Below are 16,588 nucleotides of genomic sequence, written 5' to 3' on the forward strand. Positions count from 1 at the left end.
GCCCCTCCCGAGCAGGAGGCCCGGTTGCGAACTTCCGTCTTCATCACCGGGGTGGCCGGTTTCATCGGCTCCCACGTGGCCTTGGCGTTGCTCCGGCGCGGCGAAAGCGTTTTCGGGCTGGACAACTTCGATCCATTCTACGATCGGGCGATCAAGGATCGGAATCTATCGGCGCTCGAGGAATTTCCGGGGTTTCGATTCCTCGAGGGGGACATCCGCGACGCCGACAGGCTTTCGCGATGGGGGGCGGGAGAGTCCCCGTCCGCGCTGATCCACATGGCCGCCAAGGCGGGCGTCCGCCCGTCCGTGGCCGATCCCGCGGGATACGCGGACGTCAACGTCATGGGAACCGTCCGGGTCCTCTCCTGGGCGAGGGATCGATCCGTTCCCCGCGTCCTCTTCGCTTCCTCTTCCTCCGTGTACGGGGGGAATACGAAGATTCCCTTTTCCGAAGACGATTTCGTCGACCACCCCGTGAGCCCCTATGCGGCGACCAAGAAAGCCGGGGAACTGCTCTGCCACACGTGGGCCCACCTGTACGGGATGGACATCGTCTCCCTCCGTTTCTTCACGGTCTACGGCCCGGGGCAGCGCCCGGAGATGGCGATCCACAAGTTCACCCGGCGTCTCCTGGAAGGCAGGGAGATCGAAATCTTTGGCGACGGGACGACGCGCAGGGACTATACCTACATCGACGACATCGTGAGCGGGGTCCTGGGTGCGCTCTCCGCGCCCCCCGGCTACCGCGTCTACAATCTGGGCGAGTCCGCTACCATCTCCCTTGAAGACCTCGTTGCCCTGCTGGAACGTGCCACCGGCGTCCGCGCGAAACGGAAGGTTCTGCCTCCGCAGCCGGGGGACGTGCCAGTGACCTTTGCCGACATCTCCCGCGCGCGCGCGGAGATCGGGTACGACCCGAAGACGCCCGTGGAGGAAGGCGTGAAACGGTTCGTGCAGTGGTACCGCGACCTGGCGGCGATCCGGCAACCTTAAACGAATAAGCCGGAAAGGAGGCAAACGATGAAGATCACGCTCTCCGTCATCAAGGCGGATATCGGTTCCATCGGTGGTCATCTACAGCCGAGCGCGCAGCTCGTGGAGGAGGTCCGCCGGAAAGTGGCCGAACTCGGGAAAAACCTCCTGATCGATACCTACATCGGGTACACGGGGGACGACATCGCGATCCTGATGACCCACACCCGCGGCCTTCTGGACGAGAAGGTCCACAAGCTCGCCTGGGATACCTTCCTTGCGGGCACGGAGGTCGCCAAGGCGCAGGGGCTCTACGGGGCCGGGCAGGACCTGCTCAAGGACTCGTTCTCCGGGAACGTCAAGGGGATGGGGCCCGCCGTGGCGGAGTTGGCCTTCGAGGAGCGGCCCAACGAGCCGTTCCTGCTGTTCGCCGCGGACAAGACCGACCCGGGGGCCTACAACCTCCCGTGCTACCTTGCCTTCGCCGATCCGATGCACTGCGCGGGACTGATCCTGTCCCCCAAGATCGGTGCGGGCTTCACCTTCCGGATCATGGACGTCGAGAACACCGAAGGGGACCGGGTCATCGATCTTAACGCGCCCGAGGATCTTTACGACATCGCCGCGCTGCTGCGCGACCAGGAGCGGTTCGTCGTCGAATCGATCCGTTCCAGGGCTACCGGGGAGATCTCGGTTTCCGTGAGCACGACCCGCCTGCACAACATCGCCGGGAAGTACACCGGCAAGGACGACCCCGTGATGCTCGTCCGCGTCCAGGGGAATTTCCCCGCCACGGGGGAGATCCTGTCGCCCTTCACCATCGGGCATTTCGTCGCCGGCTTCATGCGGGGCAGCCACCACGGGGCCCTGATGCCGGTGCCGAGGAACACGGGCACCTCCTTCTTCGACGGACCGCCGATCGTCTCCTGCCTCGCGTTCTGCGTGAAGAACGGCAAGCTGACGGAGCCCGCCGATCCCTTCGATCACCCCTACTGGGAATACGTGCGGACGAAGGTGTCGGCGAAGTCCGAGGAGATGCGCCGCCAGGGGTTCTTCGGACCGGCCATGCTGCCGTACAGCGAGCTGGAGTACGGCGGGATCGTGGACCGGATGAAAAAGATGGAATCCAGGTTCCGGGTGACATCGGGCAAGGAAGGGGTCACGGCGTAGGGATGGACATCCGTTTCGACTTCTCGCTGGTCCTCGGAAAAAACCTTCGCAGCGGCGACGGGCTGACCACGCGCGAACTGCGAAAGGGTCTTCGCCGGGCGGAAAAGGCCGCCCTGGCGGTCGCCCGCAGGCACGCGGGCGGGGAGATCGGGTTCCCGGACCTGCCGTTTCTCGAAAGGGAAACGCGCCGGCTCTCGCGGGACGCGGCGAAAATCCGGAAGCGGTTCACCCACATGCTGTTGCTGGGGATCGGGGGCTCCGCTCTCGGCACGAAGGCCGTGCTGGAAGGGATCGGTGGCTCCGGGGCCCGGAAAGGGCTCGCCCTGACCGTCTCGGACAACGTCGACCCCGACGCGTTTTTCCCCCTGTTGCGCTCCCATCCGATGAAGACCACGGTGGTCGTCGCCATCAGCAAGTCGGGGGGGACCGCAGAGACGAACGAGCAGCTTGCTCTTTCGATCGACGCCCTGAAGAAGGCCAACGGGCGTTCCTGGAAGGAACACCTCATCCTCATCACCGACCCTTCGATGGGGGCTTTCCGCCGGATGGCGCAGGAGGAGGGAATCGCGTCCTATCCCATCCCCCCGAACGTCGGCGGGAGATTCTCCGTCCTGTCGCCGGTCGGGCTCTTCCCGCTCGCCGCCGCGGGGGTGTCCGCCGAGAAGCTGCTGCAGGGGGCGCGGGGGATGGAGAACCTTTTCCGGAGGAGGAAGCCGGAGAACAACCCGGTCCTGTTCGCTTCGGCGGTATACGCCCATTACCTGCTGGCCAACCCCAAGCCCGTCCAGGTCTGGATGACCTACGGGCAGGGATTGGAGCGCGTGGCGGAGTGGTGGCAGCAGCTGTGGGCGGAAAGCCTCGGCAAACTGCGGCCGGACGGGAGACCGGTGGGCCAGACGCCGGCGCGCGCGGTGGGCGTGACCGACCAGCACTCCCAGGTGCAGCTCTACCAGGACGGCCCGCCGGACAAGATTTACACCTTCATCAAGTGGAGGAAGGGCAACCTGGCGATGCCCGGCGGAAAGGCACTCCGCGATCTCTTCGAGGCGGAATTCGAGGGGACGATCGGCGCGTTGTGGAACGCGGGCCGGCCCATCGTGCGGATCGAGATCGGGGCCCGGGACGAAGCCCACATCGGCGCCTTCCTCCACTTCTGGGAGTGGGTGACCGCCGTCGTGGGGGAGAGCGCGGGGATCAACCCCTTCGACCAGCCGGGGGTGGAGGAAGGGAAGAAGATCACCCGGGCGCTGATGGGGGAGAAAGGGGCATCCGCCTTGCGGGAGCGGTTCCTGCGGAAGATGAAGAGCCGGGCGCCCGCGGAAATCCGCATCCGGGGGAATGACTGAAGTCGTGGGAGGCAGAATCCACCTTCTCCCCGACGGGGTGATCAACCAGATCGCCGCCGGCGAGGTCGTCGAGCGGCCCGCCTCCGTCCTCAAGGAACTCCTCGAAAACGCCGTGGACGCGGGCGCCATGCGCGTCGAGGCGGAGATTTCCGGAGCCTTTCCCTTTACGCTGCGGGTTTCCGACGACGGGACCGGGATGACCGCCGAGGAGGTCACGCTGGCGGTCCGCAGGCACACCACGAGCAAGATCCGGACGGCGGAGGACCTCCGGAAGATCGCCACGTACGGATTCCGTGGGGAGGCACTCCCCTCCATCGCCTCCGTCGCAAAGGTCAAGATCGTGACGCGTCCCGCGTTGCAGACGGAGGCGACGGAGATCGTGGTCGAAAGGGGAGCGGTCACCCCCCCGCGACACGTCGGGTCTCCCCCGGGGACCACGGTGGAGGTGTCCGATCTTTTCGGCAACGTCCCTGCAAGGCGGAAATTCCTCAAAACCCCCCGCACCGAAATGATCCATCTGTGGGAGGTCTTCCACATGGTGGCGATCCCCCGCGAGCGGATCTCCTTCCGGATGTCCGACGGCAGGGGGGAATTCTCCTACGAAGGCGGCGAAACGCGGACGGCCCGCGCCCTGCGGCACGCGGGGGAGGACGGGAAATACCTCGTCCCGCTGGAATTTTCATCGCCCTTCTTCCGCATCACCGGCTGGGCGGGGCTTCCCCATCTCTCGCGGTTCGGATCCTCCGGCATCTCCTTCTTCGTCAACGGCCGTCATTTCCGGGACCGGGTTGTCTTCGCGGCCGTCAAGGAGGCGTATCGGGGGATTCTTCCCGCCGACCGGCACCCGGTGGTTTCCATCTTCATCGAGTGCGACCCCGGGGAGGTGGACGTGAACGTCCATCCCTCCAAGACCGAGGCCCGGTTCCGGTACGCGCGCGAACTGAACGAACTGGTGCGCCACGCGATCGGCGACGTCGTCGGGGAGCCTTCCGGACTTTCCGCGGGGCCGCGGATTTTGCAGGCGGCGGGCGAGGAACGCGAGGGGGCTCTCCCCACCCTGGATCGGGAGGCCCGGGCCGCCCCGCTCTTCGGAGAGCCGCAGAATCCGGTGCTCCCGTTTGCCGTCGCGGGCGCCATGCAACCGGGAGCCGGGTTTTTCGCCTCGCTCAGGCCGATCGCGCAGATTCTCGGGACCTATATCGTCTGCGAGGGGGCGGGGGAAGTCGTGATCATCGACCAGCATGCCGCGGACGAGCGGATCGTCTTCTCCCGGCTCAAGGGCGCCCTGCTCGGGGGCGGCGCCTCCGCCCAGAGGTGGCTTGTCCCGCAGGTCGTCTCCCTCCCCGGGGCGGCAGGCAGGGAGCGGGCCGAGATCGAATCGTTCCTGTCCCGCATCGGATTCATTTTCAAGTCGCTGCGCAACAACGCCTTCAAGATCCTCGGGGGTCCGGCCATCCTGGGCCACTTCGACCTCCAGCGGTGGTGGAAGGACCTCTGCGAATTCCTGCTCGCCCAGGAGACTTGCCCGAAGGGGATCTTCGACGCCGACCGCGAGCTGTGGCGGATGGCGTGCCACGCCTCCGTGCGCGGGGGAGACTTCCTCGAGAGGGAAGGGATGCGGGCGCTGCTCCATGAGCTGGAACGGGCCGTGGCCACCCACAGCTGCCCTCACGGCCGCCCGGTGTGGGTGAAGCTCTCCGGCGCCGAGCTGGGAAGGATGTTCGGCCGCTCCTAGAGGCGGCCGGATCGGACTTCGGATGGAAGAGAACCGGCTCCTCGTACTGTCGGGCCCAACGGCCTCCGGAAAAACGGCGCTCGCGCTTTCCCTCGGCCGAATCCTCCCGCTGGAGATCATCAACGCCGATTCCCTCCAGGTCTACCGCGGGATGGACATCGGGACCGCCAAGCCCGCCGTTTCGGAACGGAGGGAAGTCCCGCATCACCTGATCGACGTGGCGGATCCGGACGAGGAGTACAACGCGGGGCGGTTCGTCGCCGAGGCGGAGGAGGCGATCCGCGGAATCCGGGGGCGCGGGAGATTCCCCCTGGTGGCCGGTGGGACCGGAATGTACATCCGGTCCCTGCTGCGCGGCCTGGACGCTCTCCCTTCGGACGCCGGAATCCGCGCCGGGCTTGCGCGCCGCTGGGAGGAAGAAGGCGGGACGGCGCTTTTCTCGGAGCTGCGAACAATCGACCCCCCCTCCGCGAAGGCCATCCATCCCTCGGACAGGGTCCGGTTGCTGCGCGCACTGGAAGTGGCGGCAATCGCCGGGGCGCCCCCCAGCACGCTGAAGCGCCGGTGGGCGGAGGGCGCGGGGAAATTCCGAATCCTGTTCATCGCAATTTCCATGGATCGGGACGAGTTGTACCGGCGCGTCGACGCCCGCGTGGACGACATGTTCCGGAGAGGGCTGGTCGACGAGGTCCGCGGGCTCCTGTCGAAAGGATATGCGCCGGACCTGAAGCCGATGAAGGCGCTGGGGTACCGGCATGTCGTACGCCACCTTTCGGGCGCGGTTTCGCTGGCCGGGGCCATCGCGGAAATCCAGCGAGACACCCGCCGGTACGCCAAACGCCAGCTGACCTGGCTTTCGCGAGAGCCGGACGCCGTCTGGATCGGGACGGAAAACGCGGCCGGTGCGGCGGCTGAAATTGCCAAAAAGTTCTTGTTTTAACCGATAGATTGGCCTAAATTCAAGGATTACCGATAAAGGAGCACGGATGATTCTCCAATACCTCGATTTCGAGAAGCCGATCATCGATCTGGAAAATCGCCTGGAGCAGCTGCGGCGGATCGACGACGGGATCGACAAGAACCTCAGGGAGGAGATCTCCAAGCTCGACAAAAAGATCGGCAAGATTCGCAAGGAGGTTTTCTCCAACCTGACCCGGTGGCAAATCGTGCAGCTTGCGCGCCATCCGAATCGGCCATATATGCTCGATTATGTAAACCATTGCTTTAAGAATTTCCTGGAGATCCACGGCGATCGGGCGTTCCGGGACGACCCCCCGGTCGTCTGCGGATTCGCCGAGCTGGAAGGCGAAAAGGTGATGATCATCGGTCAGCAGAAGGGGAGGAACACCACCGAGAAGATCTACCGCAACTTCGGGATGGCCAACCCGGAAGGGTACCGCAAGGCTCTGCGGGCCATGAAGCTCGCGGAGAAGTTCCGGCTGCCCGTCATCACGTTCATCGACACCCCCGGGGCCTTCCCCGGCATCGGGGCGGAGGAGCGCGGGCAGTCCGAGGCGATCGCCAGGAACCTCCTGGAGATGGCGCGCCTGCGGACCCCGATCCTCGTGGCCGTTCTCGGCGAGGGGGGGAGCGGCGGCGCCCTGGCGCTCGGGTTGGGAGACGAGATCCTGATGATGGAGTACGCGATCTACTCGGTCATATCCCCCGAAGGGTGCGCTTCGATCCTGTGGCGCGACACCGCCCGCATGGAGACCGCGGCGGAGATGATGAAGATCACCGCCATCGACCTCAAGAAATTCGGCGTCGTGGACCGGATTGTCCCGGAGCCCCTCGGAGGGGCCCACCGGGACCACAAGGCGGCCGCCGACACCCTCAAGGTCGCCATGGTGGAAGCGCTTTCCGCGTTGCGCGCCCTCTCCCTGACACAGCTCCTCGACCGCCGGTACGCGAAATACCGCGACATCGGGCAGATCAAGCGGAAGGCGGGGAGCAGCGGGTGACGGAGGAGCGCCTCAGGGAACTGCGCGTGGAGATCGACCGGCTGGACGACGAGATTCTTTCCCTCCTCAACCGCCGGGCGCAGGCGGCGATCGAGGTGGGGAAGATCAAGTCGGAGCATAATCTCCGGTTCTACGTCCCCGAACGCGAGGTCGAGATCCTGCGGCGGCTTTCGGCGTCGAACCGGGGACCCTTCCCCGGCGATGCGCTCAAGGCGATCTACCGGGAGATCATCTCGGCCTCCCTCGCCCTGGAAAAGCCGCTCTCCGTGGCATTCCTGGGCCCCAAGGCGACGTTCACGCACCTGGCCTGCCTCAAGCACTTCGGGGAGAGCGCCGACTACGTCCCGCAGATCAACGTGTCGGAGGTCTTCGAGGCGGTCGAGCGCGACGTCGCCGACTTCGGCGTCGTGCCCATCGAGAACTCCAGCGAGGGGATCGTCAGCAACACGCTGGACATGTTCGTCGACCACAACCTGTTCATCTGCGGGGAGATCCTGGTCGAGGTGGCCCACGACCTGCTCTCCGTGACGGGCGATATCGAGCACGTCAAGAAGGTCTATTCGCATCCGCACGCCATCGCCCAGTGCCGCGGATGGCTCGAGCGGAACCTTCGCTCCGTCCCCGTTTTCGACGTGGAGAGCACCGCGCGGGCGGCGGAGCTGGCGGTCGACGACCCCTCTGCGGCGGCGATCGCGGGGGAAGCGGCGGCCAAGATCTACGGGTTGAAAAGCATCCGGAAGCGGATCCAGGACAACACGAACAACTTCACCCGCTTCATCATCATCGGGAAGATCGCCCCGAAGCGGACCGGCAACGACAAGACCTCGATCCTCTTCGCTGCGAGGGACGAGGTCGGAGCTCTCCATCTCATGCTGGAGCCGTTCGCGAAGAACAAGGTCAACCTCACCAAGATCGAATCCCGGCCCGTCAAGACGAAGGCGTGGGAATACCTCTTCTTCCTCGACATGGAGGGGCACATCTCGGTCGAGCCGGTGGCGAAGGCCGTGGACGAGCTCCGGCTGCGGGCCCAATACTTGAAAATCCTGGGATCCTATCCCCGAGCCGTCTGATCGCCGTCGGCGCTTTCCCTGGCGGCTTTCCCGATGCGGGATAGAAGGAGGATCGATCCATGATCATCGTATTGAAGGCGGGCGCAACGGACCGGGAGATCCGGCTCATCGAGGAGAAGATCAAATCCCACGGGCTCTCGGCCCACATCTCCAAGGGGACCGAGCGGACGATCATCGGGGCGATCGGGGACGAGCGGCACGTGGATCCCGGGGTGTTCGAGGGGCTGGAGTACGTAGAGAAGGTCCTGCGGATCTTGAAGCCCTACAAGCTGGTCAGCCGCGACTTCCGGAAGGAGGACACCATCCTTACGATCCGGGGCCAGCAGATCGGCGGGGGAACGGTTGCGCTCATCGCCGGGCCTTGCTCCGTGGAGGGCCGGGAGATGATGGTGGGGATCGCCGGGAAGGTGGCCGCGGCGGGCGCCTCCTTTCTGCGCGGCGGGGCGTTCAAGCCCCGCACCTCCCCCTACGCCTTCCAGGGCCTGGGGGAAGAGGGGCTGCGCTACCTGGCCGAGGCGCGCGAGGCCACGGGGCTGCCCGTCGCCACCGAGCTCATGGACCCGCGGGACATCGAACTGGTGGCCAGGTACGCCGACGTGATCCAGATCGGCGCGAGGAACATGCAGAACTTCCGCCTGCTGACCGAGGTCGGCAAGCTCGGCAAGCCGGTGATCCTGAAGCGGGGCCTCTCCGCCACCATCGTGGAGTGGCTGATGTCGGCGGAGTACATCGCCTCGGAGGGGAACCAACAGATCATTCTCTGCGAGCGGGGGATCCGGACCTACGAACAGGCGACCCGCAACACCTTCGACGTCTCGGCGATCCCCGTCGTCAAGGACCTGTCCCACCTGCCCGTCATCGCCGACCCGAGCCACGCGGCGGGGAAGGTGAGCCTCGTGGAACCGCTCTCCGCCGCCGCGATCGCCGCGGGCGCGGACGGGCTCATGATCGAGGTCCACCAACAGCCGGAGACGGCTCTCTCCGACGGCCCGCAGTCGCTCAAGACGGACGACTTCCGGGGAGTGGTCTCCCGGCTGGCCAAGATCGCGAACGCGGTCGGCAAAACCCTGGGGCGGACGTGAGCGCGGAACGGCTCGGCATCCTGGGACTGGGGCTGATCGGCGGGTCGCTCGCCCTGTCCCTCAAGGGCAGGCGGGGCGCCCCCGAGGTCTGGGGATGCGACCGTCGAAAGGAGGTCGTCCGGATGGCACTGGCCGACGGCGCCATCGCGCGGGCCTGCACGGAAAGCGAGATCGCCGCGTGCGACATCATCGTCGTCTGCATCCCCGTGCTGCGGTCCGTGAACGCCCTGCGGCGGATCGGCGGACGGATGCGCCCCGGGGCGGTGCTGACCGACGTCGGCAGCGTCAAGGCGACGGTGGTAAAGGCCGGGCAGGGTGCCGTGCCGGGGGGCGCGGAATTCGTCGGCGGGCACCCGATCGCCGGGACCGAGAACTCCGGCTATCCCGCGGCGGACGACTCCCTTTTCAAGGGGAGGACGGTCATCCTCACGCCGACGAAGAGGAACACCGAAGGGACGCTTGCGCGCGTCGAGCGGATCTGGAGGATGGCGGGCGCGAGAGTCCTGCGGATGGCCCCTCGGCTGCACGACCACGTCTTTGCCTACGTCTCCCACCTGCCGCACGCCGTGGCCTATGCGCTGGTCCACTCGGTCTCCACCCTGGACTCGAAGGTGCCGTTGGGGTACTCGGCGGGGGGGTTCCGCGACTTCACGCGAATCGCCTCCAGCAACCCGGAGATGTGGAAGGACATCGTCCTGCAGAACCGGAAGGAAGTCCTGGGCGCCGTCGGGCACTACCGGAAGAACCTCGCCCTCCTGGAACGTCTCATCCGGCGGAAGGATGCACCCGGCCTTCTGGCCTACTTCCACAAGGCGAAAAAAACCAGGGACAGGTTGTGAGCCGATGAGGAAACGGAGGAAGATCGCCGGAACCGTGAGAGTCCCCGGGGACAAGTCGATCAGCCACCGGGCCGTGATGCTGTCCGCCCTGGCGGAAGGGGAGAGCCGCATCCGGGGGTTCCTCCACGCCGGGGACACGCTCTCCACGGTGGCCATGGTGCGCGCGCTGGGGGCCGAGGTCCGGGAGATCTCGCCGACGGAACTGTGCATCACCGGATGCGGGCTGCGGGGACTCTCCGAGCCCGAGGATGTCCTTGACGCCGGGAACTCCGGGACCACGATGCGGATCGGGGCGGGGATCCTCGCCGCCCAACCGTTCCTGACGGTCGTCACGGGGGACCGGTACCTGCGGCGGCGCCCGATGAAGCGGATCGTGGAGCCGCTCTCCCGGATGGGGGCGTCGATCACCGGCCGGAGGGGGAACACCCTTCCGCCGCTCTGCATCCGCGGGGGAAAGCTTTCCGGGATGCGGTACGAGATGCCCGTGGCCTCCGCACAGGTCAAGTCGGCGCTCCTTCTGGCAGGGCTGTACGCCGCGGGGCCGACCACCGTCGTGGAACCCCTCCCGTCGCGGGACCACACGGAGAGGATGCTCTCCTCGATGGGCGCGAAGATCGCAAGGCGCGGAAACGAGGTGACCGTCCAGCCGGCTTCGCAGCTCCTGCCGCTGTCGATCGACGTGCCTGCCGACATGTCCTCGGCCGCGTTCTTCCTGGTGCTGTCGGCCTGCGTGCCCGGCGCGGAGCTGCGTCTTGCCGGCATCGGGGTGAACCCGCTGCGAACGGGCCTGATCACCGTGCTCCGGAAGATGGGGGCCGAGATCCAGATGGAGTCCCTGCGGGAGGAAGGAGGGGAGCCGGTGGCCGACATCGTGGTCCACGGAGCGGAACTCACGGGGACCGAGGTCTCCCCCGGCGAGATCCCGGCGCTGATCGACGAGGTCCCCGCCCTTTGCGTGGCAGCGGCCCTGGCCAGGGGCCGCACCGTCATCCGCGGCGCGGGAGAGCTGCGCGTGAAAGAGTCCGACCGGATCGGGGCGATGGCGGCCGCGCTCTCCTTGCTGGGGGTCTCGTGCGAGGAGGCCCCGGACGGGATCCGGATCGACGGCCCCGCGGAAATCGCCCCCGGGGTCCGGTGCGACAGCCATGGAGACCACCGGATCGCGATGTCCCTGGAGGTTTTCTCGGCCGCGACGGGCGTTCCCATCGAGGTCACCGACACCGCCTGCATCGACACCTCCTTTCCCGGGTTCCGGGAGTTGCTGGAAGAGGTGCTCGCGTGAGGGAGCGTCCGATCCTCGCGATCGACGGCCCCTCCGGGGCGGGGAAGACGACCGTCTCCCGGCGGTTGGCGGAGCGCGCCTCCCTCACCCGGCTGGACACCGGCGCGATGTACCGCGCCTGCGCCCTGGCGGCGCGAAGGGCGGGGATCCCCTGGTCCGACGGCCCCCGGCTAGGGCGCCTGTGCCCGGAGATCCCCCTGGAATTCCGCCGCGAGGAGGATGGAGAGCTGCGGATCCGCATCGAAGGCGAGGATGTCGGCGAAGCGATCCGAACACCCGAGATGGGCATGGGAGCATCGGAGGTCTCGACGCACCCGCAGGTGCGCGAGGCGATGGTCGCGCTGCAGAGGAAAATGGGGGAGCGCGGCGGTGTCGTTCTCGAGGGGCGCGACATCGGGACCGTGGTCTTCCCGGATGCGGAGGCCAAGTTCTTCCTGGACGCGCATGCGGCCGTCCGGGCGATGCGCCGCTTCCGGGAGTGGGGAGCCGGAGAGAAGAAGCCCTTCGAAGAGGTGCTGCGGGAGGTGCTGCTGCGGGACATCCAGGACAGTACCCGGGATCATTCGCCGCTGCGCATGGCGGAAGGGGCGATCTGCATCGACACCACGACGCTCACCGTGGACGAGGTGGTGGAGGAGATGCTCCGGCGGCTTCCCGAAAGCGTGAGAAGGGGGCTGGTCCCGTGAAGCAGATTCTCATCGCCGGCAGCGCAGGGTTTTGCTTCGGCGTCAAGCGGGCCATCTCCATCGCCAACGAGACCGCGGGCAAGGCGGCCGGGGGCCGCGCGGGGCCGGAGAGCCTCCCCATCCATTCGCTGGGTCCCCTGATCCACAACCCGCAGGCGGTGGAGGAGCTGGAGAAGAAGGGAGTGCACGTGGTCGAGTCGGTGGACGATATCCCTTGCGGCAAGGTCATCGTCCGCTCCCACGGCATCACCCGGCGCGACGCGGAGGCGCTGGCCGGCAAGGAAGTGCAAATCATCGACGCCACATGCCCGTTCGTGAAGAAGGCCCAGGAGTACGCCCGTTCCTTAAGCCGCGAAGGGTACGCGGTGACCGTCGTGGGGGACGCCAACCACCCCGAGGTGAAGAGCATCATCAGCTACATCGAGGCCGGGGTTCCCATCCTGACCTCCCTGTCCGACCTCATGGAGACGTCGGGGATCCGCAAGGTGGGGATCGTCGCCCAGACCACCCAGTCCTTCGAGAACCTGATGGAGTTCGTCTCCGTGGCGCTCAAAAGGATCCCGGAGGTCCGGGTCTACAACACGATCTGCAACGCCACGGTGCTCCGCCAGAAGGAGTCCGTGGCGGTGGCCCGCAAGGCGGACGTGATGATCGTCCTGGGCGGGTACAACAGTGCCAACACCCGCCGGTTGGCGGAGATCTGCAGGGAATTCAACCTTCGGGTCCACCACATCGAAACCGCCTCGGAGCTCTCCCCGGAAACGCTTTCGGGGGTCTCCTGCGTTGGGGTGACGGCGGGCGCCTCGACTCCCGAGTGGATCATCGAGGAGCTGGTCGAACGGATCCGGTCGGTCTGGCAGGAAGAAAAGATTCAGGTTGCCTATTATCAGTGATAGGATGACCTTTCCCGGAAGGTTTGCATTTTCTACGGATTCCGAGGATATTAGTATTCAGGAAACCCCATCAGAGGTGGAACTTATGGAAAACAAACTCACCCATGCCGATCCTTCCCGGGAGGGGGAAGAGGGGGCCGGCGGGCAGACGACCGGGAAGAACGAGGACGATTTCGCGAAACTGTACGAGGAAAGCATCGAGGTGCCCGAGGAAGGCCAGATCATCCACGGGGTGGTGATCAAGGTCCTCAAGGAGTACATCGCGGTCGACATCAACCGGAAATCGGAAGGGATGCTCCCCCTGGAGGAACTGCCTGCGGAGGAACTCGCGGCGCTCTCGCCGGGCAGCCGCATCGACATCATGGTGGAGAGATACGATCCCGAGCAGGGGTTTGTCCTCCTGTCCCGCTCCAAGGTGCTCAAGATCCGTGTCTGGGACGACCTGCAGAAGGCTTACGACGACGGTACGGCCGTTCCGGGGACCGTCGTGGCCAAGATCAAGGGGGGGTTTACGGTCGACATCGGCGTCAAGGCGTTCCTCCCGGGCAGCCAGGTGGACATCCGTCCGGTCCGTGACAATGAGGCCGTGGTGGGGCTGCAAGGGAAATTCAAGATCCTCAAGTTCTCCCGGAAAAAGACCAACGTGGTCGTCTCCCGGCGCGCCGCCCTGGAGGAAGAGCGCGACGGCCAGCGCAAGGGGATTCTCGACCGGATCCGGGAGGGGGACAACGTCGAGGCGAAGGTCAAGAACATCACCGACTACGGCGTGTTCATGGACCTGGGGGGACTGGACGGGCTGATGCACATCACCGACATGAGCTACGGCAAGGTGGGCCACCCCTCCGACCTCTGCAAGGTCGGCGACACGCTGAAGGTCAAGGTCATCCGCTTCGACCGCGAGAAGGGGCGGATCTCCCTGGGCCTCAAGCAGATGAAGGCCGACCCGTGGATCGACATCGAGAAGCGGTATGCGACGGGCGGCCGGTACCAGGGGCGCGTGACCAACATCACCAAGTACGGGGCCTTCGTCGAGCTCGAGGAAGGGGTCGAGGGGCTGCTTCACGTCTCCGAGATGACCTGGAGCAAGAAGCTCAAGGATCCCTCCGAAATCTTGAAGGCGGGCGACACGGTCGAGGTCGTGGCGTTGAGGGTCGAGAAGGAGCACAAGAAGATCTCGCTCGGGTTGAAGCAGCTGCTGTCCAACCCGTGGGACGAGCTCCGCTCCAAGCACCCGGAAGGGTCCGTCGTCGAGGGATTGGTGAAGAACCTCACCGACTTCGGGGTCTTCGTCGACATCGGCTCCGAGATCGACGGCCTGGTGCACGTTTCCGACATCTCCTGGAGCCAGCGGGTGAAGCACCCCTCCGAACTGTACAAGCGGGGGGACCGGGTGCAGGCCCGGGTCCTGAAGGTCGACCCCGAGTCCCAGAAATTCTCCTTGAGCATCAAGCACCTCACCGTGGATCCCTGGTCGGGAATCGAGACCCGCTTCAAGAAGGGCAACGTCGTCGCAGGCCGGGTGTCCCGCGTGGCCGACTTCGGGGTCTTCGTGGAGCTGGCCGACGGCATCGAGGGTCTGGTGCACATTTCCGAGTTGTCCCGGGAGAAGGTCGACAACCCGAATTCCCTGTTCAAGGCCGGGGACGAGGTGGGGGCGGTCGTGCTCGCCGTGGACCGGACGAACAAGAAGATCTCCCTCTCCGTCCGCGCGTATCAGGACGAGACGGATCGGAAGAACATGGAATCGTACATGTCCAAGCCCTCCAACTCGTCGGAGAACCTCACCGTCCTCGGGGAAGCGCTGCGGGCGAAGCTGAAGATCAACAGCGAGTGAAGCCAGGCCGCATATGAGCATGGAAATCCCTCAACCGTCGCCGCGAGTCCGCCGCCCGTTCCTGCGCGGATGCGCGATCGTGGCGCTGGTCTTCGTCGCCTTCTTCGTTCTCATCGGGATCATCTCGCGCGTGGACGACTGGTCTCTCCCGACCGGGAACAAGGTCGCGGTTTTGCCCGTCACGGGGCTGATCGCCGATTCCGAAAGCACGATCGAGCAGCTCAGGAAGTTCTCCAAGGACGATTCCGTCAAGGCGATCGTCCTCCGCATCAACTCCCCCGGCGGCGGGGTGGGGCCTTCCCAGGAGATCTACGAGGAGGTCAGAAAGCTGAAAGGAAAGAAGGTGGTCGTGGCGTCGATGGGCGCCTTGGCGGCCTCCGGCGGCTACTACATCGCCTGCGCCGCGCAGAAGATCTACGCCAATCCCGGAACGATCACCGGCTCCATCGGCGTGATCATGCAGTTCGTGAACGTCAAGGACCTGATCGAGAAAATCGGCCTCAAAGGGATGGTGGTCAAAAGCGGCGTCTTCAAGGACATCGGGTCCCCCGTGCGGGACATGAAGCCGGAGGAGCGGGAACTCCTCCAGGGCGTCATCGACAACGTGCACTCCCAGTTCATCGGGGCCGTCGCGGAGGGGCGGAAGATGGATCGCGAGAAGGTGGCGAAGATCGCGGACGGGCGGATCTTCTCCGGCGAGCAGGCGAAGGCCCTTGGGCTGGTCGACGCCCTCGGGAACCTGGAGGACGCCGTTGCGGAGGCGGGGAAGCTGGCCAAGATCGAAGGGGAGCCCCGCGTGGTGACCCCTCCGAAGAAAAAGCTCTCCATCCTGGAATTGCTAAAGGAAGAGGCGATCAGTATAATCGGTGACAAATTGACGGAAAATCGTATCCGCCTCGAATCCCTCGCACAATAAAATTCCCCGGAGGGAATGACGGCATGACGAAGAGCGATCTTGTTCAGAAATTGTCCGTGCAGGTAACGACCCTGACGAAGAAGGAGTGCGAGGTCATCGTGGACACGGTCTTCCACCACATGAAGGACGCCCTTCAGCGCGGGGAAAAGATCGAGATCCGCGGCTTCGGCAGTTTCACCGTCCGCGTCCGCCGCGCCAAGGAAGGGCGCAATCCCAAGACCGGGGAGAAGGTGTCGATCCCCGAGAAGCGGATCCCCTTCTTCAAGGTCGGCAAGGAACTCCGGGAACTGGTCAACTCCTGACGGCCTGATGGAAAGGATGTTCTCCCCCTGGCGGATGGAATACATTCGCCAGGGAACTTCCGGCGGGAAGGGCCGAGGGTGCATCTTCTGCATCGGGGAGTCCGAGAGGGACGACCCCGAGCGCCTGGTCCTGGGGCTCTACCCCCGCACCCTCGCGATCTGCAACCGTTATCCTTACAATAACGGGCACGTTCTGCTGGCCCCGCGGCGGCACGTGGCCGACCCGTCCCTCCTTTCGAAGGAGGAGCAGGCGGAGCTGATGTCCCTGGTCACGCTGGGCGTGAAGGCGCTCTCCGAGGAATATTCCCCGCAGGGGTTCAACGTCGGAATGAACCTGGGGGAGGCGGCCGGGGCGGGGGTCGAGGACCACCTTCACGTGCACATCGTCCCGCGCTGGGTCGGGGACACCAGCTTCATGACCGCGGTCCAGACCACCCGCGTTTTACCCGAGTCCCTTCCGGAGACGCACGCCCGGCTTTCCGCAAGGTTCGGGTTGCTTC

16 protein-coding genes are annotated in these 16,588 nt (G+C 65.6%); all 16 read left to right on the plus strand.

Features of this window, described 5'->3' with window-relative positions; all coding sequences use genetic code 11:
* Nucleotides 1-24 precede the first annotated feature (24 nt).
* Nucleotides 25-993: a hypothetical protein gene (locus A2Z13_04165; GenBank protein ID OGP76276.1), complete on the plus strand. Its 969-nt coding sequence runs from the start codon at nucleotides 25-27 to the stop codon at nucleotides 991-993.
* 27 nt (nucleotides 994-1,020) lie between these two features.
* Entirely contained in the window at nucleotides 1,021-2,142 is a 1,122-nt protein-coding gene (locus A2Z13_04170) for a fructose 1,6-bisphosphatase (GenBank protein ID OGP76262.1), read from the plus strand.
* A 2-nt stretch (nucleotides 2,143-2,144) separates the two neighbouring features.
* Nucleotides 2,145-3,488, plus strand: coding sequence for a hypothetical protein (locus A2Z13_04175; GenBank protein ID OGP76263.1), 1,344 nt, complete (start codon nucleotides 2,145-2,147; stop codon nucleotides 3,486-3,488).
* Nucleotides 3,481-5,223 carry a hypothetical protein gene (locus tag A2Z13_04180; protein ID OGP76264.1) on the plus strand — a complete coding sequence of 581 codons (1,743 nt, stop codon included), beginning with the start codon at nucleotides 3,481-3,483 and terminating at the stop codon, nucleotides 5,221-5,223. The genes A2Z13_04175 and A2Z13_04180 overlap by 8 nt, the downstream gene beginning before the upstream one ends.
* Nucleotides 5,224-5,245: 22 nt before the next feature.
* Nucleotides 5,246-6,163 (plus strand): tRNA (adenosine(37)-N6)-dimethylallyltransferase MiaA, encoded by a 918-nt coding sequence (locus A2Z13_04185; protein ID OGP76265.1) that lies wholly within the window; start codon nucleotides 5,246-5,248, stop codon nucleotides 6,161-6,163.
* A gap of 46 nt (nucleotides 6,164-6,209) precedes the next feature.
* The gene (locus A2Z13_04190) at nucleotides 6,210-7,184 is read left to right on the plus strand and encodes an acetyl-CoA carboxylase carboxyltransferase subunit alpha (protein OGP76266.1); all 975 of its coding nucleotides are present in this window, start codon (nucleotides 6,210-6,212) and stop codon (nucleotides 7,182-7,184) included.
* A complete protein-coding gene (locus tag A2Z13_04195) occupies nucleotides 7,181-8,254 on the plus strand; it encodes a chorismate mutase (GenBank protein OGP76267.1) in 1,074 nt (357 codons plus the stop codon). The genes A2Z13_04190 and A2Z13_04195 overlap by 4 nt, the downstream gene beginning before the upstream one ends.
* Before the next feature lie 59 nt (nucleotides 8,255-8,313).
* On the plus strand, nucleotides 8,314-9,336 hold the full coding sequence (locus tag A2Z13_04200; GenBank protein OGP76268.1) for a 3-deoxy-7-phosphoheptulonate synthase: 1,023 nt from the start codon (nucleotides 8,314-8,316) through the stop codon (nucleotides 9,334-9,336).
* The gene (locus A2Z13_04205) at nucleotides 9,333-10,175 is read left to right on the plus strand and encodes a hypothetical protein (GenBank protein ID OGP76269.1); all 843 of its coding nucleotides are present in this window, start codon (nucleotides 9,333-9,335) and stop codon (nucleotides 10,173-10,175) included. The genes A2Z13_04200 and A2Z13_04205 overlap by 4 nt, the downstream gene beginning before the upstream one ends.
* 4 nt (nucleotides 10,176-10,179) lie before the next feature.
* A complete protein-coding gene (locus tag A2Z13_04210; protein OGP76270.1) occupies nucleotides 10,180-11,457 on the plus strand; it encodes a 3-phosphoshikimate 1-carboxyvinyltransferase in 1,278 nt (425 codons plus the stop codon).
* Nucleotides 11,454-12,143 carry a cytidylate kinase gene (locus A2Z13_04215; protein ID OGP76271.1) on the plus strand — a complete coding sequence of 230 codons (690 nt, stop codon included), beginning with the start codon at nucleotides 11,454-11,456 and terminating at the stop codon, nucleotides 12,141-12,143. Before A2Z13_04210 ends, A2Z13_04215 begins: the two co-directional genes overlap by 4 nt.
* Nucleotides 12,140-13,036 (plus strand): 4-hydroxy-3-methylbut-2-enyl diphosphate reductase, encoded by an 897-nt coding sequence (locus A2Z13_04220; GenBank protein OGP76272.1) that lies wholly within the window; start codon nucleotides 12,140-12,142, stop codon nucleotides 13,034-13,036. The genes A2Z13_04215 and A2Z13_04220 overlap by 4 nt, the downstream gene beginning before the upstream one ends.
* A gap of 85 nt (nucleotides 13,037-13,121) precedes the next feature.
* Nucleotides 13,122-14,870, plus strand: a complete 1,749-nt coding sequence (locus A2Z13_04225) for a hypothetical protein (protein ID OGP76273.1) — start codon at nucleotides 13,122-13,124, stop codon at nucleotides 14,868-14,870.
* Nucleotides 14,871-14,889: 19 nt separating this feature from the next.
* Nucleotides 14,890-15,786, plus strand: coding sequence for a multidrug transporter (locus A2Z13_04230; GenBank protein ID OGP76277.1), 897 nt, complete (start codon nucleotides 14,890-14,892; stop codon nucleotides 15,784-15,786).
* 23 nt (nucleotides 15,787-15,809) lie between these two features.
* Nucleotides 15,810-16,088 (plus strand): integration host factor subunit beta, encoded by a 279-nt coding sequence (locus tag A2Z13_04235; GenBank protein OGP76274.1) that lies wholly within the window; start codon nucleotides 15,810-15,812, stop codon nucleotides 16,086-16,088.
* A gap of 7 nt (nucleotides 16,089-16,095) precedes the next feature.
* Nucleotides 16,096-16,588 (plus strand): HIT family hydrolase (locus A2Z13_04240; GenBank protein OGP76275.1); only part of this gene is annotated, 493 nt, incomplete at its 3' end.

It is taken from the genome of Deltaproteobacteria bacterium RBG_16_64_85, from assembly GCA_001798885.1.
In the GTDB taxonomy this organism is placed as follows: domain Bacteria; phylum Desulfobacterota; class Deferrimicrobia; order Deferrimicrobiales; family Deferrimicrobiaceae; genus FEB-35.

Coding starts and splice junctions, on each gene's coding strand:
- A2Z13_04170 (OGP76262.1), top strand. CDS start 1,021: ATGAAGATCACGCTCTCCGTCATCAAGGCGGATATCGGTTCCATCGGT.
- A2Z13_04175 (OGP76263.1), top strand. CDS start 2,145: ATGGACATCCGTTTCGACTTCTCGCTGGTCCTCGGAAAAAACCTTCGC.
- A2Z13_04180 (OGP76264.1), top strand. CDS start 3,481: ATGACTGAAGTCGTGGGAGGCAGAATCCACCTTCTCCCCGACGGGGTG.
- A2Z13_04185 (OGP76265.1), top strand. CDS start 5,246: ATGGAAGAGAACCGGCTCCTCGTACTGTCGGGCCCAACGGCCTCCGGA.
- A2Z13_04190 (OGP76266.1), top strand. CDS start 6,210: ATGATTCTCCAATACCTCGATTTCGAGAAGCCGATCATCGATCTGGAA.
- A2Z13_04200 (OGP76268.1), top strand. CDS start 8,314: ATGATCATCGTATTGAAGGCGGGCGCAACGGACCGGGAGATCCGGCTC.
- A2Z13_04210 (OGP76270.1), top strand. CDS start 10,180: ATGAGGAAACGGAGGAAGATCGCCGGAACCGTGAGAGTCCCCGGGGAC.
- A2Z13_04225 (OGP76273.1), top strand. CDS start 13,122: ATGGAAAACAAACTCACCCATGCCGATCCTTCCCGGGAGGGGGAAGAG.
- A2Z13_04230 (OGP76277.1), top strand. CDS start 14,890: ATGGAAATCCCTCAACCGTCGCCGCGAGTCCGCCGCCCGTTCCTGCGC.
- A2Z13_04235 (OGP76274.1), top strand. CDS start 15,810: ATGACGAAGAGCGATCTTGTTCAGAAATTGTCCGTGCAGGTAACGACC.